Genomic DNA, 21234 nt, shown 5'->3' with positions numbered 1-21234 from the left:
CTCAGGACACCGGGTGGCGTACGGGGATCAGAGCGAATGAAGTTTGGTGAAGGGGGTAACGATCCGGATCATCTTGCCGCCGCCGAAATCGACGACGACGCTGCCGGGCTCGACCGAGTGCACGCGACCCAGTCCTTCCCGGTCGTGGGTCACGCGCTCGTCGACTTCGAAACTCTTCGGCGAGTCGGCGACCTTGGCGGCGAACGGACTGGTGGACAGATGACGACGCGTCGTCACGCGATTGGCCTGCATCAGAGCTCCAGTATGCGGCACGATCGGCCTGCCGTGCACGGCCGGATTCGGCCTTTACACTTTCTGACACGAAGAACCGGCCCGGTACTAAGAACCGCGAGCGGCGTACGACCGACTTGGCGCACCCAGCCGGAGCCGGCGCCGGCGCCCGGTGTCGGCTCCGGTGTCAGCGCCCGGTGTCAGCGCCGGTGGCAGCCGGGCAGCGAGTCCGGCGTGCTGGCCAGCAGGCGCAGTCGGCAGGCGAGTTGCAGTGCGAATCTGGTGTCGGCGTCGCCGAGGTCGGTGCCGAGCGCCTCGGCGATCCAGCGCAGCCGGTAACTGACCGCGTTCGGGTGCAGGTGCAGCTTCCGTGCGGTCTGCTTCGGTGAGCCCTGGGCGTCGAAGTACGCGGACAGGGTGTGGATCGCCGTCCGGGAGCGTTCCGGACCGAGCGCGTCCAGCGGCGCGAGCAGTTCGGCGAGCAGATTCCGGGTCAGCGGCGCCGCGTAGAGCTCGGTAAGGATCCGGCGCAGTCCACTTGGATCGGTGTCGTTGACCGTGCCACGCCGGCCGGCCGCGGCCGCTCCGTCCGCGGTGACCTGCGCTTCGGCGGTGGATTGCCGGATCCCGTCGGCTCCCGGCCGCGCGGTACCGAGCCCAGCGGTAACGGTGACGTCGTCGCGGTCGGCCAGGCCGGTGACAAGGCCGGACATCTCCGCGTGCACCTGGCGGCAGAACCCAGCACCTGGATCCGGCTCCGAGCGCAGGACCAGCAGCGCACCGTCCAGACTGAGGACGTGCCAGGTCCCCGGCTTGGCGTGCAGTGACTGCAGCACGCTCAGCTCGAGGTCACCGAGCAGCCGCCGCCGCTCGACCGGCCCGGCCGGCTCGCCCGAACCGTTCGGCACGGGATCGACTCGCAGCCACGTCGCCACATGCGTGTATTGGATCTGAAGGCCGATGCGATACGCCTGATCAGTCAGTTGCGGAAGCTGCGCGTGCTCGGACAGCACGATCCGCAGGATCAGTTCCGCACGTGTCATCGACGGCGCGAACCGCTGGTTCAGCTCACGCTGCCGCATCCTGGACACGAGCGCCGCGACCGCGGGCAGTACGACCTCGGTCGCCTCGTCCCGCGGTGCACAGGTGACCTCGGCGACGGCCTGTTCGCCGAGCACCACCGCGCCCGGAGCCAGTGGGTCGTCCGGCGCGTGCTCGATCAGGTTCAGCCGGCAGCCGAGCGAGGCCGACGCGGCGTCGAGCACGGCCCCGATCGGATCGGGTGTACCGGAAGCCGTCGCGTCCCGGGCGGCGCGGATCGCGGCGTCGGCGCGGGCCAGCACCTCCGCGGCGCCGCCACGGAGGAAGCGGTCGACCCGGAGCAGGATCTCGGCGCCGGCCCGCGTCGCCGAAGACCCGATCACCGGCAGCTTCGCGCGGCCGGCCAGATGCCGCGCGGTCAGCGACAACTCGTACGGCGAGTCGAGCACGATCGCGGCCAGTCCCAACTGGTCGGCCTGACGGATCGCCACGTCCATCGCGTACCCGCCGACATCGGTTCCCAGCGGTTCGAGTACGACCGCGATGCTGCCCGGGCGAGCCTGGTCGAGGTCGCGTAATGTCCGCACGCCACTGGCTCGGCGGATCGATCGGCTCTGCCCGGGGCCGGCCAGCAAGGTGAGTTGCAGCCTCGACTGCCGATCGAGGAGGCCGGCGACATCATGGGTCAGGAGTTGTGGCATGGCGCTAGTCTGCTTGCACTTGCTGTGCCGTGACGACATTGGCCGGAACGCTCCGGCTCGGCAAACTCGTCGGCATGGACGAGACAGAGCTGACGATCGGCATAGACGTTGGTGGCACCAACACGGACGCGGTCGTGCTGGACAGTGCGGACCGGATCCGGACCTGGACGAAGCAGCCGACCAGCGACGATGTCACCAGCGGTATGAACGCGGCGCTCGTCCGGGTGCTCGACGAGCTCGGCGCGGATGCCGGGCGAGTCGGCCGGGTGATGCTCGGTACGACCCACGCGACCAATGCGATCCTGCAACGCCGTGGCCTCGGCCGGGTCGCGGCGCTGCGGATCGGCGCGCCCGCGACGACCGGAGTTCCACCGCTGGCGACTTGGCCGGCCGACCTGGCCGATGCCGTCGTGGTGGACTCGTCGATCGTGGCGGGTGGGTACTTCTTCGACGGCCTGCCGGTCGTTCCACTGGACCTGGACGCGGTCAGGAGCTTCTTCGGCTCGCTGGCCGGAACGGTCGACGCGGTGGCAGTGACGGGGATGTTCAGCCCGGCGATCGCCGATCAGGAGCTGACGGTTGCCGCGGTCGCGCGCGAGCTCCTCGGCGCGGACGTGCCGGTCTCACTCAGCCATGAGATCGGCTCGCTCGGACTGATCGAGCGGGAGAACGCAACGGTGCTGAACGCCGCGCTGTACTCCGCCGCCGGCGAGGTCACCGGTGCGCTGCGGACCGTACTCGCCGAGCGTGGCATCGACGCGGCCGCGTACTTCGCGCAGAACGACGGGACCCTGATGGCGCTCGACTACGCCACCCGCTATCCGGTGCTGACGATCGGCTCCGGACCGGCGAACTCGATCCGTGGCGCCGCGTACCTGTCCGGGGTGGCGGACGCGATCATCGTCGATGTCGGCGGTACGTCCACCGACCTCGGCGTACTGGTCAACGGCTTTCCCCGCGAATCCGCGCTCAGCACCGAGATCGGCGGTATCAGCACGAACTTCCGGATGCCGGACATTCTCAGTCTGGCTTTCGGTGGCGGCACCGTCGTGTCCGGAACCGGGCAGGAACCACGGATCGGACCGGAGTCGGTCGGGCACCGGATCACCTCGGCGGCGATGGCGTTCGGCGGCAACACACCGACGCTGACCGACGCGGCCGTGTTGGCGGGCCGCGGCCGAATCGGTGCGGCCTGGCCGGGCGGTTGGTCCGCGCCGACCCGGACGCTGCTCAGTACCGCACTGAGCGCTTTCGACCAGGCCATCGAGGACGCGGTGGAGCGGGTGTCGCTCGGTAAGGCGGATCGGCCGCTGATCGCGGTCGGCGGTGGCGCCTTCCTCGTCGCTGACCAGGTCGAGGGCGCCTCCGAAGTACTCCGTCCCGAGCGCGCCGGGGTAGCGAACGCGGTCGGCGCGGCGATCGCCCAGGCCGGCGGCCGCTGGGAGGCGCTCGTTCCGGCCGGGGCCGGCCGGGACGAGGGCATCGAGCACTCCTGCGGCACCGCCATCCGGCGCGCCGTCGAGGCCGGGGCGGACCCGCGTACGGTCAAGGTGGTCGAGATCACCGAGACACCGTTGTCGTACCTGACCCAGCCCGCGCTCCGGGTGAACGTTGTTGCCGCAGGCCCCTTGAGCCGGCTGTAGGGCGTGCCGTCGCGGCGGCCCGGAATCGGCTTTGTGACAAGGCGATAGTTCGGCCGCGCTTGCTGTGCTCCGGCCACCTAGGCCGGGGTGGGCCCGCTCGGCATAGTTGTCGCCATGCATCCGACTCAGGCCACTCAGCTCACCCAGATGACCGAGGCCGACCTGCCCGCGTTCACCCGCGGCTGTGCTGTCCTCGGCACCGGCGGAGGCGGCGCGGTGGCGAACGCGGTGCCGTTCCTGGCGCAGGCCCTGCGCAGATTCGGACCCGTCCCGGTGGCGCGGGTGGAGGACCTCGGCGACGACGAGCTGGTCGTCCCGCTCGGTGGGATCGGCGCGCCGACGGTGGCGATGGAGATGCCCGGCAATGCGGAGCAGCCGAGGTTGATCTGTGAAGAGATCGAGCAGCTCACCGGCCGGCGGATCGCGGCGGTGATGTCGGCCGAAATCGGTGGCGGCAACGGTCTGGGACCGATCCTGTGGGCGACACAGCTTGGTGTGCCAATGCTCGATGCCGATGGGATGGGACGTGCCTTTCCCGAAGTGCAGATGACGTCCATGCATCTGGCCGGCATCACGTTGAATCCGACCGTGCTGGCCGACGTTCTCGGCCAGGTGAGTACGCTGCGGCCGGCCGACGCGGCCTGGGCGGAGCGGCAGGCCCGGGCCTTGTGCGTCGCGAGTGGTGGGATGGCGTTGATCGCCACCTACCTGATGACGGCCGCGCAGGCGCGGGGCGCGGTGATCGAGGGCAGCGTCTCGGCCGCGGTGCGGATCGGGCGCAGCGTCCAGGGTCCCGATCCGCTGGCCGGGCTGATGGCCGAACTCGGTGCCCGGTGCCTGATCGAGGGCAAGGTCCGCGACGTCAACCGGACTACCGGTGGTGGTTTCGTGCGCGGTTCGGTGACGATCGAAGGCACCGGAAGCTGCCGGGGCCGGATGCTCAGGGTCGAACTGCAGAACGAGAATCTCGCCGTGATCGAGTCCGGCGAGGTGCTCGCGACCGTGCCGGATCTGATCACCATGGTCGACCCGCAGACCGCGTCGGCGATCTCCACCGAGATGCTCCGGTACGGACAGCGGGTCGCATTGCTCGCCTGGCCCTGCCACCCCCTCTGGCGGTCGCCACGAGCACTCGACCTGGTCGGCCCAAGAGCCTTCGGCTACGACCTCGACTACCACCCGGTTGAGGACCGCCCCTCCCCAGCGCACTGACCCCGCTCGCACATTCGCCGCCCGCGCTGCACCCCGCCCGCGCTACTCCTCGCCGGCCAGCGCGGCTCCTCGCGACCTGCGCTGCTCTCGACCACCCGCGGTGCATTTCAGCAGCTGCCTTTCCAAGCATGGGAGGACTTCATGATGCAGGACCCCGGCCGGCCGGTAGGCCGTACCGCCGATGGTGATCGCGTGCTCGGTGGTGTGGTTGTCATGTTGTGTCTCACCGCCGGTGTTATGGGCGCGCTGGAGACAGTACTGGTCCCGGCGCTCCCACTACTGCAGCGCGAACTGTCGTTCTCGCCGACCGATTCGGCCCTACTGGTAACCCTCTTCACCCTTTCCGGCGCGGTCGCGACCCCAATGGTCGGCCGGCTTGCGGACATCTACGGCCCGATCAGAGTGTTACGCGTCGTCGCGGCCGTCACCGGGCTCGGCGGCTTGCTCTCGGCGGTCGGCTCGACCCTGACTATGCTGATCGTCGGTCAGGTGCTGCAAGGATGCGGCTACGGCATCTTCCCGCTGGGCCTCGCGTTGCTGTGGCGGCTCAACCCAGGCCGAGCAAAGGTGGCCGTTGGGCTGCTCGTCGGTTCGGTCGGAGTCGGCGGCGGGCTGGGCCTGGTGGTGTCCGGGCTGACCGCGGACAACCTGGGCAGGCATCTGATGTTCGCGATCCCGACAGTCGTCTTCCTCGCCTGCGTCGGCGGCCTCCTACTGGTCACTCCGCGGCAGCCGATCGAACCGGCGGTCCGGCGACGTGGCCTCGACTGGCTGGGTCTGACCCTGCTGGCCGGGCCCTTCATTGCGCTGAACCTGGTGCTGAACAAGGGATTGCGGTGGGGATGGGGGTCGTGGGCTTTGCTTGCCTACGCTGGGCTGGGAATCCTCGGGCTGCTCCGGATCAAGGGCCGGCGCCGAGATCCGTTCATCGACACGGCCCTGCTCCGGCGGCGAACCGTGGCTCTCGTCTGCCTGGCCGCCCTGCTGACTAGCGTCAGTACGGGGATGACGTTCTTCCTCATACCGCAGCTGGTCTCGCTACCTGCCGGCCGTGGACCGGGATTCGGCGCGACCGTGACCGAGGCCGGTTTGTACCTCGCGCCGTTCACGATGATCGGCCTGATGATGGGGCCGATCGCAGGTTGGCTGGATGATCGTTGGGGAACCCAACGAGCTCTAGTGCTGGCGGCAATGGTGGCCGCGGGCGGTTTCGGCGCGCTGGTGGTGGCACATGATCAGCCCTGGCACCTACTGGTTTGGCTGGGTGTGGCCGGTGCGGGCGCGGCGGTGTCGTTTACCGGGCAGATGAATGCCGTGCTCGCCGCGGTACCTACCGAGCAGGCCGGTATCGCGACCGGACTGATCCAGTTCACCCGCGGGATCGGCAGTGTCATCGGCGTGCAACTCGCGGCCAGGGTGATGGCACGGCACCTGCCGCCGCTGACGCACCGGCCGGACGAGACCGGATTCGTGACCGGGTTCGTGATCGCGGCCGGCGTGTTCGGGGTATCGGCGCTGGTCGTGGCCGGCTTGCGACCGCGCCAGGCGCGACGGTTCGCGGCCTATCATTTTCTGTCATGAAGAATCGGCCGGCGTACGCGATTGATTCGGTGGATCATGCGCTGGTGCTGGCGCAGATGCTGCGGCACGAGGGGCAGTTGCGGGTGAGTGAGGCGGCGGAGCGGCTCGGGGTGTCGCCGTCGACGGCGCATCGGTTGCTGGCGATGCTGGTGTACCGCGACTTCGCCGAGCGGTCGGACGATCGCCGGTACTTCCCGGGCCGGATGCTGCGGCCGGCGCCGGTCACCGAGGCTCCGCTCGCGGTGCTGCGCCGCGTCGCCGGGCCGCATCTGCGCGCGCTGACCGACCGCGTCGGCGAGACGTCGAACCTCGTGGTGGTCGTCGGCACGGAGACCCGCTTCGTGATGACGACGGAATGTACGCGGCCGTTGCGCGTGGGGGACCGGATGGGTCAAACGCTGCCCGCGCACTTGACCGCCGGAGGCCAGGCGCTGCTCGCCGCGGTGCCGCCGGCCGAGCTCGCTTCCTTGTACGAGACCTCGGCGGACGTGGATCTGCGAAGACTGCGCCGGGAGCTGGCGCTGGTACGCAAACGTGGTTTCGCGATCAACGATCAACGCACCGAAACCGGTGTGACGGCGGTCAGTTTGCCGATCCCCAACGCAGCGGCCAGACCGGAGGCCGCGATCACCCTGGCCATGCCCACCGCCCGCTTCAACCGCACCCAACTCCCCGACTGGATCACCCACCTCGCGTCAACCGCCACCCAAATCAAAGCGGACCTCACCACCTGACCCGCACTTTGAGAAGCCACCGCGCAAGAACGCAGCGTGGAAACGCTCGGTGGCTTCTCAAAGTGTGGGGTGGGTCCTTTGGGGAGTTTCTGGAGGGCAGAAAGAGGTGGGCAGGTGGGGGTGGGGTGGGCACGCTGGTGGCCTGCCCGGCGGGGACCCTGCACCTCGCCGGGCAGTGCCAACTGTCCGGATCGAGGGAGTTTGACCGGCGATGACCAGAACCAACCACCCCGAGCAACAGCTCACGCAATCCTCCGAGCGACAACCCTTGGAGATCCCGGAGCAAGGATCTGAGTTGGGGGAGTTGTATCGGGGGTTCGAGCGGGAGTTGCTGGTTCCGCTCTGGACGCAGATCGGGGACCTGATGCCGATGGCCCCGCAGTCCAAAGCCCAGCCGCATCTCTGGCGCTGGGACCAGCTCTTGCCGCTGGCCGAGCGGGCCGGCGAACTAGTGCCGGTCGGCCGCGGCGGGGAGCGGCGTGCGATCGCGCTGGCGAACCCGGGTCTCGGCGGCAAACCGTTCGCCGCGCCGACGCTCTGGGCCGCGATCCAGTACCTCAACCCGGGCGAGGACGCGCCCGTCCACCGGCACACCCAGAACGCGTTCCGTTTCGTCATCGAGGGCGAAGGCGTCTGGACGGTTGTCGACGGTGACCCGGTCGCCATGCGCCGCGGCGACTTCCTGCCGCAGCCCGGCTGGAACTGGCACGGTCACCACAACAGCTCAGATCGCCCGATGGCCTGGCTCGACGGCCTGGACATCCCGTTCCAGTACTTCACCGACGCGACGTTCTTCGAGTTCGGACCTGACGAGGTCGAGACCCGCGAAGCACCACACCACTCTCGATCGGAACGCCTCTGGAGCCACCCCGGTCTACGCCCACTCAGCCTGATCCGCCCAACCCCGGCGACGCCGCTGCTCGCATACCGCTGGGAACACACCGACCGTGCGTTGGCGGAGCAACTCGCGCTCGAAGCCGAGGGCTATGACGTGACGGTCGAGCCGGGTCATGCCGCCGTGCGCTTCACCAACCCGGCGACGGGTGGCGACGTGATGCCGACCCTGCGGGCCGAGTTCCACCGGCTGGCACCCGACACCGCGACCACGCCGGTCCGCGAGGTCGGAGCTTCGGTATACCAAATTTTCGAGGGCGAGGGTGAGGTCTCCGTGGCCGGCAGAAAATGGCAGACCAGCCGTGGTGACCTGTTCGTGGTGCCGTCCTGGCAGCCGCTCGCCATCGAAACCAGCACCGGCCTGGACCTGTTCCGGTTCAGCGACGCCCCGATCATCGAGCGCCTGGAACTGCATCGCGGGCGCGTCGAGGAGGCCAACCGATGAGACTCGCGACCATCCGTACCGCCAACGGCACCCGCGCCGCGCGCCAGACCCCCAACGCGTTCATCGAACTCGGGTACGCGGATGTCGGCGAGCTGCTGACGCGTGCCGACTGGCCGACGTACGCGGCCGAAACCGCCGGCGCGGCGCATCCGCTGAGCGTGGGCCTGGCACCGCTCGTACCGCGCCCGGGCAAGATCCTGTGCGTGGGACTGAACTACCGCACCCACATCCTGGAGATGGGCCGCGACCTGCCGGCCCATCCGACCCTCTTCGCGAAGTTCGCCGAAGCGCTGATCGGACCGTACGACCCGGTCGAGCTGGCGCCCGAGTCGTCCTGCGTGGACTGGGAGGCCGAGCTGGCCGTCGTGATCGGCCGCACCGTACGCCGCGCGACCGAAGCTCAGGCAGCCGCGGCGATTGCCGGTTTCACCGTACTGAACGATGTCACGATGCGCGATTGGCAGTTCCGTACGAAGGAATGGCTGCAGGGGAAGACGTTCGAAGCCACCACGCCGCTCGGTCCGGTACTCGTGACGCCGGACGAACTTCCAGGTGGCGTACGCCCGGAGCTGCCGATCAGCTGCACGGTCAACGACGAGCTGATGCAAAAGGCGGACACCGCTGACCTGCTCTTCACACCGACGGACCTGGTCCGGTATGCATCGACGATCCTCACGTTGCGTCCAGGAGATGTGATCGCCACCGGTACGCCGAGCGGTGTCGGCCACGCTCGTACGCCGGCCCGCTATCTCGCCGATGGGGACGTGCTGAGCACCGAGATCACCGGTATCGGCCACCTCGAGAACCTGGTCCGGAAGATTTAGTGTAGGCCTCCACAATGAAGCCTTGCACAGTGTAGATGTCCTCTGTACCGTACGTGGTGCATCAGGCAGACACCGCGCATCGAAAGGGCTTCGAACCATGGCCAACCTCAAGCAGTCCGAGCTGGAGCTGGACGGCAGACAAATCCAGTACCTGGAAGGCGGAACGGGCGAGCCGCTCGTCTTCCTGCACGCCGTCGGTGGATCGGTGCCGGGCGCGCCGTTCCTGGAACAGCTGGCCGGCAACTTCCACGTGTACGCGCCGTCCGCGCCCGGTTTCGACGGCAGCACCGGCGCGGTGGGCTCGATCGTCGAGGTTGCCGACGTGTTCGCCGCGTTCGTCAAGCAGGTAACGGATCAGCCGGTCCAGCTGGTCGGTGAATCGTTCGGCGCGGTCTGCGCGCTGTGGCTGGCCGCCCGGCACCCGGAGGCGGTCCGCAACTTGGTCGCCGTGGCGCCGTTCGCCTTCCTCCCACCCGGCCCGCCGCCGCGGCCGCTGCCGCCGAAAGAACTTGCCCTGCGCAACTTCGGCCCGGCGCCGGCCGTACCGGACGGGTTCTTCACGCCGGAAGCGGGACAGCAGCGGGCCCGCAACGCCGGCCAGGGCGTGCCGTTGCTCAAGGGCAACGATCCCGAGGTCTTCCGGGCCGCTCTCGGCAAGATCGAGGCACCGACGTTGGTGCTCTGGAGCACCGAGGACCAGCAGGTACCGCCGGCTCTCGCAACGATCTACCAGGACGCGATCCCGCGCTGCTCGGCCACGTTCCTGCCTGACAGCGCGCACTCGCTGACGCTGTCGGCGACCGAGCGGTTCGTACCGTTGGTGGCCGATTTCCTGGCCACCGGCGAACTGTTCGTCGCGAGCGTGCCGGGGGAGTCGCGGTGAAGGCGTCGTTCTTCACGCTGATGCCGTACGCGCCGCTGCGTGAACTCCCGACGCGCTGGCCGACGTCCAACGCGCAGTTCGATCCGGCCCGCTCGGTGGCGTGCTACCAAGAAACCCTCGACGCGGCCGCGTACGCCGAGCAGCTCGGCTTCGACTGGGTCGCCTGTGCCGAGCACCATTATTCCTCGCACGCCATGTGCCCGAACGCGAGCGTGATGGCGACGGCGCTGGCGCAGCGGACGAGCACGGCGAAGATCGCGATCCTGGGCGCGCGGATTCCGCTGGCGAATCCGGTGCAGCTCGCCGAGGAGTACGCGATGGTCGACAATCTCAGCGGTGGCCGGCTGATCGCGGGTCTGTTGCGCGGCACGCCCTATGAGTACCTGGTGTCCGGCGTGTCACCGACGTTGTCCCGCCCGCGGTTCGTCGAGGCGTACGACCTGATGCTCAAGACCTGGACCCACCCCGGCCCGTTCGGCTGGGAAGGCGTGCACTTCCAGAACCGGGTGGTGTCTGCCTGGCCGCGTCCGGTCCAGCAGCCGCTGCCGCCGATCTTCGTCTCCGGTTCGAGCAAGGAGTCGGCGATCTTCGCCGCGCGGCGTGGGGCCGGCATCGGACTCGCGTTCACGACCATCGCGGCCGCCGCGGAGTCGGCGCGTACGTACCGGGAGACCGCCCGCGAAGCCGGCACCGAGACGAGCCCGGACGACGTGCTGTACCAGGCCGACATCTACGTCTCGGACAACGACGAGAAGGCACTCGCCGAGATCGAGCCGCACTTCCGGTACGCGGACAACGTCGCGCATCCGATGCTGCGGATGACCGGACTCGCCGGCAGCCGTGGCATGTTCGGCGGCAGCGGCGCGACCGGCGGCCGGTTCCGTGACATCGTCGCCGAGCGGCTGAACCAGGGACTGCCGGCCCGGATCGAAATGGGCCAGATCTTCTGCGGCGGACCGGACTCGGTCGCGGCCCAGATCCGCAAGATTCGCGAGGACGTCGGCGCCGGCGTGGTCAACCTGATCTTCCAGATCGGTGATCTGCCGCAGGACCGGGTGCTGCGTTCGATGAAACTCTTCGCCGACGAGGTCCTGCCGCAGATTCGGCAGCTCTGACTCGGCCTCTCCCCATTCTCTGCCACGGAGGGGTGGCGTCATGAGTGTTGCGCCCGATCAAGGAAACAGCGAAGTAGTACGGCCGGCAACTCACCCGGCCGATCTGGAGCAGGCGGCGGAGCAGCGTACGAGCGGATGGCAGTGGTGGCCGCTGGTCGCCGTCTGCCTGGTCGACCTGATGCTGCTCGGCGACGTCGGACTGGTGACCGTCGCGCTGCCGAAGGTGCAGGCCGAGTTCCATGCTCAGCTCTCCGGCCTGCAATGGGTCACCAACATCTATTCGATGGCACTTGCGGCGTTCCTGCTGACCGCCGGTACGGCTGCGGACCGCTGGGGGCGAAAACCCTTGCTCCTGTGCGGTCTCGGTATCTTCCTACTCGCCCAGCTCGGAAACGGTCTCGCGCCGAGTACCGGATTTCTGATCGGTACGCGGCTGCTGGAAGGTGTCGCCGCCGCGCTGATGTTCTCGGTCTCGCTGGTCGTGCTGAGTGAGACCTATCGCGGCCGGACGAAGGGGGTCGCGTTCGGGGTCTGGGGCGCGCTGACCGGCTCGTCGATCGCGCTCGGACCGATCGTCGGCGGGATCCTGGTCGAATCGGCCGACTGGCGTTGGGTCTTCCTGATCCAGTTGCCGGTTTGCCTGGTCACGATCGCGATCGTCGCGCTGGGCGTACCCCGTACGCCTCCGGTCGGCGGCCGGGCAGACTGGGCCGGCACGGTCCTGTTCAGCATCATGCTCGGGTTGTTCGTCTACACGCTCGTCCGCGGCAAGGACGCGGGCTGGACGAGCGCGCCGACACTGGCGCCGGCCGTCGCGACCGTGGTCCTGTTCGTGATCTTCGTGGCCGTCGAACGCCGGGTGCGGGAGCCGATGCTCGACCTGTCCAGGTTCCGCATCCCCGCGTTCAGCGGCGCGCAGGTGGCCGCTTTCACGTTGGGCGCGACGCATCTCGCGCTGCTGATGTATCTCAGTCTCTATCTCCAGGGCGTCCTTCAGTACGACGCGTTGCAGGCCGGAATGCGGTTGTTGCCGATGAACGCGCTGACCGTACTCGCCGCCTTGTCGACCGGTCGCCTGGTCGGCAGGATCGGCCCGCGATGGCCGGTGGCAATCGGACTCGCGCTGACCGGCGCCGGCATCCTGCTGCTCCGGTCGGTCGCACCGGGCAGCGAATGGACGACGTTGCTGGCCGGCTTCGTGCTGATCGGTTTCGGCGGCGGAATGATCAATCCGATGCTCGGCGCGCTGGCGATGAGCGTCGTCACGCGGCGGCGCGCCGGGATGGGTTCGGGGATCAGCTACACCTTCCGGCAGCTGGGCATCGCCACCGGCGTCGCGGTGAACGGAGCCGTGTTCGGCGCGGTGATCAATGCTCGGCTCGACGAGCAGTTGCCGGGTGGATCGAGTCACGTGGCGGACGCGGTCGCGTCGGGAGCCATCCGGCCGCTGCTGGCCTCGGTGCCCGAAGCCGAGCAGCCGGCCGTTGCCGCCGCCGCGCATTCGGCGTTCGTTGCCGGGCTCAACGGCATCTTCCTGGTCGGCGGGATCGTCGCACTGGTTGGCGCCGCACTGGTTGCGGTGTTGGTTCGGCCAACAAATCGGCAGGATGGAGCTCCACGATGACGGACAAGCCGTCCGGTGGCTGGTGGCCGCTGGCCGCGATCTGCCTGATCGACCTGATGCTGCTGGGCGACGTCGGCCTGGTGACCGTCGCGCTGCCTCGGGTCCAGGCCGACTTCGGTGTCGGCCTGACCAGCCTGCAATGGATCACGAACGTGTACTCCCTGACGCTCGCCGCCTTCCTGCTCACGGCCGGATCGATCGCCGATCGCCTCGGCCGCCGGCGCGTACTCCTGCCGGCGCTCGGGCTCTTCCTGGTCGCGCAGGTCGGCAACGCGATGGCGCCGAACGCGACCTGGCTGCTGAGTACCAGATTCCTCGAAGGCACCGCGGCCGCGATGATGTACGCGGTCTCCCTGACCCTGCTCAGTGAGACCTACCACGGCCGGTACCGCGGGATCGCGTTCGGTGTCTGGGGTGCGTTCACCGGCGGATCGATTGCCCTCGGCCCCATTCTCGGCGGGTTGCTGGTCGGGATCGCGAGCTGGCGCTGGGTGTTCCTCGCGCAAGTGCCGATCTGCCTCGCGGCCATCGCGATCACCCGATGGCGCGTACCTCGCGGCGAGGTCATCGGCAACCGGCGTACCGACTGGTGGGGCGCGGTCCTGTTCACGCCGGCCCTGACCGCGCTGGTCTATCTGATCACCTGGGGCCGTCACCTGGCCGGCTTCTGGATCATCACCTTGGCGGGTACGTCACTGGTGCTTTTTGCAACCTTCGCTGTCGTCGAGCTGCGCGTGAAGTACCCAATGTTCGACGTACGCAGGCTGCGGAACCGGGCTTTCAGCGGTGCGCAACTGGCCGCGTTCGCCGGGAGCGCGACGCACTTCGCCTTGTTGCTCTACCTGATGATCTTCCTGCAGAGCGTGCAAGGACATACGCCGTTGCAGGCCGGGTTGATCGTCCTCGCGATGAGCGGACCCACGTTCCTCGTCGCGCCGCTGACCGGGCGCCTGGTCGGGCGGTTCCCGCCGCACCGATTGGTCGCTCTCGGTCTCGCCGTCACCGGCGCCGGCCTGTTCGCGCTGCGCGGGTTCGGGCCTGGCGACAGCTGGCGCGCTCTGCTGCCCGGGTTCGTGGTGATCGGGATCGGTGCCGGGATCTTCAATCCGATGCTCGGCGCGCTGGCGATGAGCGTGGTGCCGCGGGCGGAGGCCGGCGCCGGGTCGGGGATCAGCTACTCGTTCCGGCAGCTCGGCCTGGCGACCGGGATCGCGGTCAACGGCGCGGTGCTGGGTGCCGGTATTCATTCGTCGGTCGCCCAGCAGCTGGCCGGGCTGCCGGCTCAGCAGGTCGATGCGGTGGCCGGCGCGGTTTCGTCGGGCGGTATCGCACGGATGATCGCCGCGCTACCGGAGGCTCAGCGGGACACGTACGCGCGGGCTGCCGTCGACGCGTACACGGCGGGTCTGCACGGAGTGTTCCTGGTCGCGGGCTGGGTGGCGCTCGGCGCGGCGGCGGTGGTGATCGCGCTGGGCGCCCGGCCGGTGAATGTGTTGCCGGGAGCAACAACTGACCGCGCGGTGCTGGCGGAAGACGTCTCAGGAGGATCGTGATGAGCGAACTGGACTCGGATGTGGCGGGGATACTGGACGAGCACCGGTTCCGGCGGGCGCTCGGCAACTTCGCGACCGGGGTGTCGGTGGTGACCGCGGAGACCGACGGGGTGCCGGTCGGGATGACGATTCAGTCGTTCTGCTCGCTGTCGCTGGACCCGCCGCTGGTGCTGATCTGCCCCGGCCGCGCGTCCCGAAGCTGGCCGGCGATCGAGCGCAGTGGCGTACTGAGCATCAACGTGCTGGCCGAGGGGCAGGACTGGCTGGCGCGGCAGTTCGCGCGCAGCGGGACCGACAAGTACGCCGGCGTGTCCTGGCGGCCGGCGCCGTACGGCGGCGCGCCGATCCTGGCGGGCTCGCTCGCCTGGATCGACGCCGAGGTCGACTCGATCGTGCCCGGCGGTGACCACCTGCTGGTGACGTGCCGGGTACGGGCGGTCGGCGCGCGCAATGACCTGGACCCGTTGGTGTTCTTCCGATCGGATTTCGTCCGAGCCCGTTCGGCCTGAAAGCGCCCCGGGTACCAGGTAGTATCAACTCATGGCACTTGAGGGCTCTACTGTAGACGACTACAAGAGTTCGTCGTCGATCGTCCGGGACGCGGAAGGTCAGCTCTTCGACGAGCAGTCCCGGCAGATGCTCGAACCGCTGGTCGGGGCCGCCGCGATGCGGCGGCTGGAGATGTTCGCCGCGCTGCGGTGGCTCAGCCGGCTCATGCACGAGTACGTCGACTCCTGGGCGAACGGTCACGGGCTGTCCGAGTCGCGGTTCCAGATCCTGATGCAGCTCAAGCACCAGGACAGCGTGCCGCTGGGCAAGCTCGCCGCGCGGCTGCGCGTCACGCCCCGCGCGGTGACCGCGCTGGTCGACCAGCTCGAGCGGGACGGCATGGTGGTCCGGGTCGCCGACCCGAAGGACCGGCGGACGATCCGGGCGCAAATGACGCCCACCGGGCGGAAGCTGTTCGACAAGATCTGGACCGAGTACCTCGACATCCCGCTGCAACTGGTCGACGGTGTCGAGCAGGACACGCTGGACGAGATCCGCAGTACCTGCCTGGAGCTGGTCGGCCGGATCGAGGACGCGGGCCGGGGAAAGACCAAGAAGACCAGCTGACCGAAGAACAAAGAAGGGCGAGGAGCCGGTCGGCTCCTCGCCCCTTTCTGATCGGGCGAGCGATCAGGACACGGTGGCGCGGACGAACTCGAGGGTCTGCGGCCAGGACAGCTTCGTCGCCAGTCGGTTGGCTTCCTGGTCCTGCCGGCCGGCCTCCATGAAGCCGTGGCCGGCGCCCGGGTAGATGTGCACCACGCTGGGCGCCGACTCCCGCTTGTTCAGCGCCTTCTGCAGCAGCTTGAAGCTCTCCAGCGGCACGATGTGGTCCGCGCCCGGGTAGATCAGTGACGTCGGGCAGGTGATCTCGCTGGCCAGCGCGACAGCGTCCTCGTCCTGGGCCGGCGTCGGCTCGGGCATCACCGTCGGGTGGTACGCGACGCAGCTGGCGACCCGGTGGTCGTGCGCGGCGAGCACCAGCGCGTACCGGCCGCCGAGGCACCAGCCCATCACGCCGACCTTGGCCAGGCCCAGCTCGCCGAACATGTGGTCCAGCAGGGTCTTCTGCTCTTCGAGCGCGGTCGGGTCCTTCAGGCCACCGAGCAACCCGCGGAGCTGCTCGTGATCGAGCTCGTCGCCGGTCGGACCGTGCCACGGGTCCCAGGCCAGTGCGGCGACCCCGGTGCGGGCGACGTCCTCGGCGTACGTGCGGAGCTGCTTGCCCAGCCCACTGAGCATCGGCAGCAGGAGCATCCCGCCGGTGTGCGGAGCGGTCGGCCGGGCCAGGTACGCGTTGAGCTCACCGACCTTGATCCGGCCGGCCGTGATGTCTTCGGACATGAAATGTTCTCCTTGTGAACGGGAACGGATGGTCGGTCAGCCCCACGGGCCGAGGAACGTCTCGCCCTGATAGGTGTCGCTGTAGTTCGGCACGGTTTCGGGCCATTCGCCGGGTGTGATCACCGGACGCTCCGCGGCCGGCCGCGGCTTGCCGTCCCAGCCGATCTGCTCCATGTAGTAGTAGAGCTGCACGACGTGCCCGTCCGGGTCCACCACGTGCGCGGCGTAGTCGATCCCCGGGTGCAGCGCGGGATCAGGTTCGAGTACGTCGCAACCGTTGGCCTTGAAGAACTCCACCGCGTTGCGCAGTTGCCGGTAGCTCGCGACCTGGCAGCCGAACATCGCCGTCGTACTGGTCTGTGCAAGGCCCGTGACTCCGCGCATCTCGATCGGGTACAGCGCCAGCGAGTGATGTTCGGTGTTCGCGCGCAGGTAGACGCAGCGATGGCCCTCGTACGTGACCTCTTCGGTGATGGTGAAACCGAGTTCGTGGACGTAGAAGTCCAGCGCGATCTCCAGGTCCTCCACGAACAGCCCGACCGGCCCGTGCTTCACGACCTTGAACGGGCGGGGGAGCATGATGCCTTCGACGTCGTGGTTCGCCGGCAGCGCGTCCAGGTGGCGGTACCCGGAGTGGATGTCGATGCCGCGGGCAAGCGCATCCTGGACCTCGGTGTACTCGTTGGTCTGCGGGATCGCGGGCGTGTCGTGGAAGGCGCGGTAGTACATTTCGCGTGGCTTGCTCAGACCGTCCCAGCCGATCTGCTCGATGCCGTACACGATCTCGTTCCGGTGCCGGTCGGGATCGAACATGTACAGGTGCCAGTTCGATCCCGGCATGTCCCGGCCGACCTTGTGCAGCTTGTGACCGTTGCCCTGGAACCAGCCGATCGCGTTGTTCACCTCGGCCATGCTGTTTGCCTGCCAGGTGATCTGGTTCGCGCTCACGCCGTCGGGCAGGTTGCCCATCAGGGTCTGGTAGTGCCAGGCGCTGAACAGTACGAGCGTGTGGTGGTCGCTGTTGTGCTGCAGGAAGTAACCCGTACCGGAACAAGGCTGTTCCAGGTCGGGGAAGCGGCGTTTGACGATCCCGGTCATGTCCAGGGTGTCGGTGACCCGGAAGCCGAGCAGGGTTCCGTAGAAGTGCAGCGCGGCGTCCATGTCCGCGGTGTTGAGGCCGAAGTGGTTGAGTCTGCGGATCTTGAACGGGCGGTCCAGCAGTACCCCGCCGACGTCGAACTTCTTCCGGGCAGCCGGTTGCGCGGTCATCACGTTCTCCTCATGGTGTGGTCGGTTGTCTCCAGGTAGTAGTGCCAGCGCACCGCCCAGCCGGAGCCGGTGGCGGCGCGCTGCTCGATCTCGCCGGGTGGAATGACCCGCGGCCGCGCGCCCAGCGCGCGGACCCGCCAGGACGCCTCGGCCAGCTGCTCGAGATGGATCGCGTTGATCACGGCCTCGGGCAGGGATTCGGCCACGCTGACGATTCCGTGGCCGCGAAGATGGCAGACGCGATGCGTACCAAGGGCTTGGGCCAGGTCCGCGCCGAGCTCGGCGTCGGTGACGAGTTTCGCGCACTCCCAGACCGGAACCGGTGTGGACACCAGCTCCGACTGGACGTGCAGAATCGGCTGGATCGGTTCGCCGGCGATCCCCATCACCGTCGCCATCGGTTGATGGGTGTGGACGATCGCGCCGACGTCCGGCCGGGCCCGGTAGATCGCGGTGTGGATGAACCGTTCGCCGGGCGGCGGGTCGGTGCCGGCGATCAGGCGGCCGTCGAGATCGATCACCGCCATCCGTTCCGGCGGGATCGCGTCCTGCGCGCCGATCCGGGTCGAATGCCGCGGCTTGATCAGGATCAGGTCGGAGCCGGGTATCCGGATACTCGGATGGCCCATGTAGTCGACCAGGCCGAGCCGGTACAGCACCCGGCAGGCGTCCGCGAGCAACTCGCGCGCCTCGTCGAGGTCGTTGGGTTGCCCAATCATGCGATCGGTTCCGGCTCGAGCGACGCCGTCCGATGGTTCCTGCCGAGCGTCGCGTCTTCGAGGTAGTAGCGCCACAGCCGGCGGACGTGCCGTTCCCGGTTGAAGCCGGCGCTGAGCCGGTCGAGCTCGTCGTCCGTGAGCGGAGCGAACTGACCGAGGCTGGTCGCGGCGAGCTGGGTCTTCAGGTTCTCTTCGAAATGGATGCTGTCGACAACGGCCGCTTCGATGCTTTCGGCAACGATGACGCCGCCGTGCGTACGTAGCAAGGCCGCGTGGTGGCGGCCGAGCGTGGCCGCGAGCTCGGCGCCTTGTTCGCTGCTGCCGATGTGGGTCGGATCGGGATGAGTAGGTACGCCGTCTCGCCACCGGTAGGCGTGATTCTTCGCCGCGACGATCGGCGTCCGCGTCGTACTGAACACCGCCGCCAGCGGCGAATGCGTGTGCACGACGGACTGCACATCGGGGCGGTTCCGGTAGATCCCGGTATGGATGAAGACTTCGATCGGTACGCGCTGCTGGCCGGCCGGGAGATGCGCTTGGCCGGTCAGATCGCAGGTCAGCAGATCCGCTGCCGTCACGGCACCACGGTGTTTGTCCCGGGAATGAATGACCATCCCGGCACCGTCCGGCAGCCGGGCCGAAACGTGGCCGCTGTACGTCAGCAGGCCTTGCGCGTGCAGCAGGCGGCAGGCCGCGACGAGATCCGTTGCCAGCTCGGCAGGGATCGAAGCAGGCCGGAGTGATCCCTCTGTCATGCCGGCCAACGTACTCTGAACCTGGAAACTATGCAATCATGCAAAGTAGAGGCCTGTACTAAATTCTCGAGGAGGGTCCGAATGGCTGATGGGACGACGGCGGGCGACCGGCGCCGGCGGTTGCGGGAGCTGCTCGCCCGGCCGGACATCGTGCTCGCGCCGAGCTGTGGTGACGCGGTCACCGCGCGGCTGATCGAGTCCGTCGGGATGCCCGCGGTGCACTGCTCCGGCAGCGTTCTGCATCATCTGGCCGGGTACGCCGACGCCGGAATCCTGACCCTGACGGAGACGGTCGACGCGATCCGGCGGGTGGTGGACGCGGTCGAGCTGCCGGTGATCGCGGACGCCGACACCGGGTTCGGCGGGGTCGCGAACGTGGCGCGGACGGTGCGCGAGTACGAGCGTGCCGGGGTCGCCGCGTTGCATCTGGAAGACCAGCGTTTCCCGAAACGGCCCGCGTACCTGGAAGGGGTCGAGCCCGCGACGGTCGGCCGGCGTGAACTCGTCGATCGGATTCGCGTCGCGGTCGATGCGCGTACGGACGACAGCTTGCTGGTCATCGCGCGCTCCGAGGTCAAAGGCGATCTCGGTGAGGTACTGGATCGGCTGGGGGAGTGCGTCGAGGCCGGGGCGGACGCGCTGTGGCTGGCGGCTCGTACGCCTGAAGACATCGCGAAGACTCGCGCCGCGTTCGACAAGCCGCTGATCGGCGTGTTGCCCAAGGGGATGTCGGTGCAGCGGTTCGCGGAACTTGGCGCGGACGCGGCACTTCTGCCTGGGTGGTTGCTCACGGCGGCGTTGCATGCGCAGCGGGCACTGCTGACCGAACTGCGTGACAGCGGTTCGTTGCAGGGTTACATCGATCGCACGCCCGGGATCGCCGAGGCGCGGCGGTTCGAGTCCGAGCAGGGCGCGGCCGAGCTGGCCGATCTCGAGAAGCGATTCGGTGGATGAGTGCCGTCGAACCGCCGTCCCGGTTGGTGGTCGGGATCTCGGGAGCAAGCGCGCCGCACTACGGCGTACGCCTGGTGGAGGCACTTCGGGAGCACCGGCCGGACATCGAGCTCCATCTCGTCGTGTCGCGCGGTGCCCGGCGGACGATCGAACTGGAGCTGGGCCGCGATCCCGAAACCGTGCTGGGCCTGGCGGATCACGTCCATGACGATCGCGATCTGTCCGCCGCGATCTCCAGTGGATCGTTCCTGACCATGGGGATGGCGGTGGCGCCGTGCTCGATCAAGTCGCTGTCGGCGATCGCGTCCAGCTACAACGACAACCTGCTCACCCGGGCCGCGGACGTCTGCCTGAAGGAACGGCGACCGCTCGTCCTCGCGGTCCGGGAAACGCCGTTGCACCTGGGGCATCTCCGATTGATGACCCAGGCAACCGAATCCGGCGCGACGATCCTGCCGCCGGTGCCCGCGTTCTACCACCGCCCGGACACGGTCGAGGACCTGATCGACCACACGGTGGTGAAGATCCTCGACCAGTTCGGCATCCACCTGAACCTGATCCAGCGGTGGTCGAGCTAACTGTTACATGATACAAAGTAGAGGCCTGTAGTAAATCTGGAGGTGGAGATGGGTGACAGGACTTCCGGGACTCCGGTGAAGGTGCGGAAGCTCGGGCATTTGATTCTGCGGGTGCGCGACATCGAGGTGAGCACCCGCTTCTACACCGAGGTGATGGGGTTCACGGTCTCCGACCGGAACGAGCACGGGTACGTGTTCCTGCGCTGCGCGGCGGATCATCACGTGCTCGGGCTGGCGCCGGCCGACGAGGACAACCCGCTGCCGGACAAGAGCCGCCGGCAGCGTGGGTTCGATCACTGCGCCTTCGAGGTGGGTTCGCTCGCGGAGCTGATCGAGATCCGGGACTTCCTGCATGCGCGTGGGGTGCCGATCGTTTTCGAAGGACGGAAGGGTCCGGGGTGCAATCCCGGGCTGGAGTTCCTGGATCCGGACGGGTACGACGTCGAGCTCTACACCGGGATGGATCAGATCGGCTGGGACGGCAAGGCCCGTCCGGCGGAGCAGTGGCGGCGAGTCCGCTCACTCGAAGAAGCCGCGGCGAACCCGGTCGGCTGAGCAGGTCACCCTGATGAGCCGTATCTGACG

Annotated in this window: 21 protein-coding genes; 15 read left to right on the top strand and 6 right to left on the bottom strand. The window is 68.4% G+C overall.

Annotated elements, in window-relative coordinates; translation table 11 throughout:
* Positions 1-27: 27 nt before the first annotated feature.
* Together HDA44_RS16845 and HDA44_RS16840 are read right to left on the bottom strand one after the other, a co-directional pair.
* The gene (locus tag HDA44_RS16845) at positions 28-252 is read right to left on the bottom strand and encodes a hypothetical protein (protein WP_184835484.1); all 225 of its coding nucleotides are present in this window, start codon (positions 250-252) and stop codon (positions 28-30) included.
* Between the two features lie 179 nt (positions 253-431).
* Complete coding sequence (locus HDA44_RS16840; RefSeq protein WP_184835482.1) at positions 432-1973, bottom strand: PucR family transcriptional regulator; 1542 nt, start codon at positions 1971-1973, stop codon at positions 432-434.
* 74 nt (positions 1974-2047) lie between these two features.
* Here HDA44_RS16840 and HDA44_RS16835 point away from each other — a divergent pair, with 74 nt between their 5' ends.
* The 12 genes from HDA44_RS16835 (at position 2048) to HDA44_RS16780 (ending at position 15597) form a co-directional block, all read left to right on the top strand.
* Complete coding sequence (locus tag HDA44_RS16835; protein WP_184835480.1) at positions 2048-3616, top strand: hydantoinase/oxoprolinase N-terminal domain-containing protein; 1569 nt, start codon at positions 2048-2050, stop codon at positions 3614-3616.
* Between the two features lie 114 nt (positions 3617-3730).
* Positions 3731-4828 carry a DUF917 domain-containing protein gene (locus HDA44_RS16830; RefSeq protein ID WP_202887401.1) on the top strand — a complete coding sequence of 366 codons (1098 nt, stop codon included), beginning with the start codon at positions 3731-3733 and terminating at the stop codon, positions 4826-4828.
* A 141-nt stretch (positions 4829-4969) separates the two neighbouring features.
* A complete protein-coding gene (locus HDA44_RS16825; protein ID WP_184835478.1) occupies positions 4970-6409 on the top strand; it encodes an MFS transporter in 1440 nt (479 codons plus the stop codon).
* Positions 6406-7143: an IclR family transcriptional regulator gene (locus tag HDA44_RS16820; protein WP_184835476.1), complete on the top strand. Its 738-nt coding sequence runs from the start codon at positions 6406-6408 to the stop codon at positions 7141-7143. The genes HDA44_RS16825 and HDA44_RS16820 overlap by 4 nt, the downstream gene beginning before the upstream one ends.
* Before the next feature lie 295 nt (positions 7144-7438).
* Positions 7439-8482: a cupin domain-containing protein gene (locus HDA44_RS16815; RefSeq protein WP_238352470.1), complete on the top strand. Its 1044-nt coding sequence runs from the start codon at positions 7439-7441 to the stop codon at positions 8480-8482.
* On the top strand, positions 8479-9306 hold the full coding sequence (locus HDA44_RS16810; RefSeq protein WP_184835472.1) for a fumarylacetoacetate hydrolase family protein: 828 nt from the start codon (positions 8479-8481) through the stop codon (positions 9304-9306). Before HDA44_RS16815 ends, HDA44_RS16810 begins: the two co-directional genes overlap by 4 nt.
* A gap of 97 nt (positions 9307-9403) precedes the next feature.
* Entirely contained in the window at positions 9404-10189 is a 786-nt protein-coding gene (locus tag HDA44_RS16805; RefSeq protein ID WP_184835470.1) for an alpha/beta fold hydrolase, read from the top strand.
* Positions 10186-11304, top strand: a complete 1119-nt coding sequence (locus HDA44_RS16800; protein ID WP_184835468.1) for an LLM class flavin-dependent oxidoreductase — start codon at positions 10186-10188, stop codon at positions 11302-11304. Before HDA44_RS16805 ends, HDA44_RS16800 begins: the two co-directional genes overlap by 4 nt.
* Before the next feature lie 40 nt (positions 11305-11344).
* Positions 11345-12928, top strand: coding sequence for an MFS transporter (locus HDA44_RS16795; RefSeq protein ID WP_184835466.1), 1584 nt, complete (start codon positions 11345-11347; stop codon positions 12926-12928).
* Positions 12925-14481: an MFS transporter gene (locus tag HDA44_RS16790; RefSeq protein ID WP_184835464.1), complete on the top strand. Its 1557-nt coding sequence runs from the start codon at positions 12925-12927 to the stop codon at positions 14479-14481. The genes HDA44_RS16795 and HDA44_RS16790 overlap by 4 nt, the downstream gene beginning before the upstream one ends.
* Complete coding sequence (locus tag HDA44_RS16785) at positions 14481-14990, top strand: flavin reductase family protein (protein ID WP_184835462.1); 510 nt, start codon at positions 14481-14483, stop codon at positions 14988-14990. Before HDA44_RS16790 ends, HDA44_RS16785 begins: the two co-directional genes overlap by 1 nt.
* A gap of 31 nt (positions 14991-15021) precedes the next feature.
* Positions 15022-15597, top strand: coding sequence for a MarR family winged helix-turn-helix transcriptional regulator (locus HDA44_RS16780; protein ID WP_184835460.1), 576 nt, complete (start codon positions 15022-15024; stop codon positions 15595-15597).
* A 63-nt stretch (positions 15598-15660) separates the two neighbouring features.
* Here the strand turns inward: HDA44_RS16780 and HDA44_RS16775 are convergent, their stop codons facing one another.
* Genes HDA44_RS16775 through HDA44_RS16760 form a run of 4 tightly spaced genes read right to left on the bottom strand, consistent with a single transcriptional unit; the run spans position 15661 to position 19117 of the window.
* Positions 15661-16374 carry a dienelactone hydrolase family protein gene (locus tag HDA44_RS16775; RefSeq protein WP_184835458.1) on the bottom strand — a complete coding sequence of 238 codons (714 nt, stop codon included), beginning with the start codon at positions 16372-16374 and terminating at the stop codon, positions 15661-15663.
* Positions 16375-16410: 36 nt separating this feature from the next.
* Entirely contained in the window at positions 16411-17643 is a 1233-nt protein-coding gene (locus tag HDA44_RS16770; protein ID WP_184835456.1) for a VOC family protein, read from the bottom strand.
* Positions 17643-18362 carry a class II aldolase/adducin family protein gene (locus HDA44_RS16765; RefSeq protein WP_184835454.1) on the bottom strand — a complete coding sequence of 240 codons (720 nt, stop codon included), beginning with the start codon at positions 18360-18362 and terminating at the stop codon, positions 17643-17645. Before HDA44_RS16765 ends, HDA44_RS16770 begins: the two co-directional genes overlap by 1 nt.
* Positions 18359-19117, bottom strand: coding sequence for a class II aldolase/adducin family protein (locus HDA44_RS16760; protein WP_184835452.1), 759 nt, complete (start codon positions 19115-19117; stop codon positions 18359-18361). Before HDA44_RS16760 ends, HDA44_RS16765 begins: the two co-directional genes overlap by 4 nt.
* Positions 19118-19198: 81 nt before the next feature.
* Here HDA44_RS16760 and HDA44_RS16755 point away from each other — a divergent pair, with 81 nt between their 5' ends.
* From HDA44_RS16755 to HDA44_RS16745, 3 genes are read left to right on the top strand one after another with little or no spacing between them, the layout of a single operon-like run.
* Complete coding sequence (locus tag HDA44_RS16755) at positions 19199-20071, top strand: isocitrate lyase/PEP mutase family protein (protein ID WP_184835450.1); 873 nt, start codon at positions 19199-19201, stop codon at positions 20069-20071.
* On the top strand, positions 20068-20649 hold the full coding sequence (locus HDA44_RS16750) for a UbiX family flavin prenyltransferase (RefSeq protein WP_184835448.1): 582 nt from the start codon (positions 20068-20070) through the stop codon (positions 20647-20649). The genes HDA44_RS16755 and HDA44_RS16750 overlap by 4 nt, the downstream gene beginning before the upstream one ends.
* A 48-nt stretch (positions 20650-20697) precedes the next feature.
* On the top strand, positions 20698-21204 hold the full coding sequence (locus HDA44_RS16745; RefSeq protein ID WP_184835446.1) for a VOC family protein: 507 nt from the start codon (positions 20698-20700) through the stop codon (positions 21202-21204).
* Positions 21205-21234 lie beyond the last annotated feature (30 nt).

It is taken from the genome of Kribbella solani (genome assembly GCF_014205295.1).
In the GTDB taxonomy this organism is placed as follows: Bacteria; Actinomycetota; Actinomycetes; order Propionibacteriales; family Kribbellaceae; genus Kribbella; species Kribbella solani.
The sequence above is the reverse complement of the archived record's forward strand: the minus strand, read 5'-3'. Positions and strand labels throughout refer to the sequence as shown.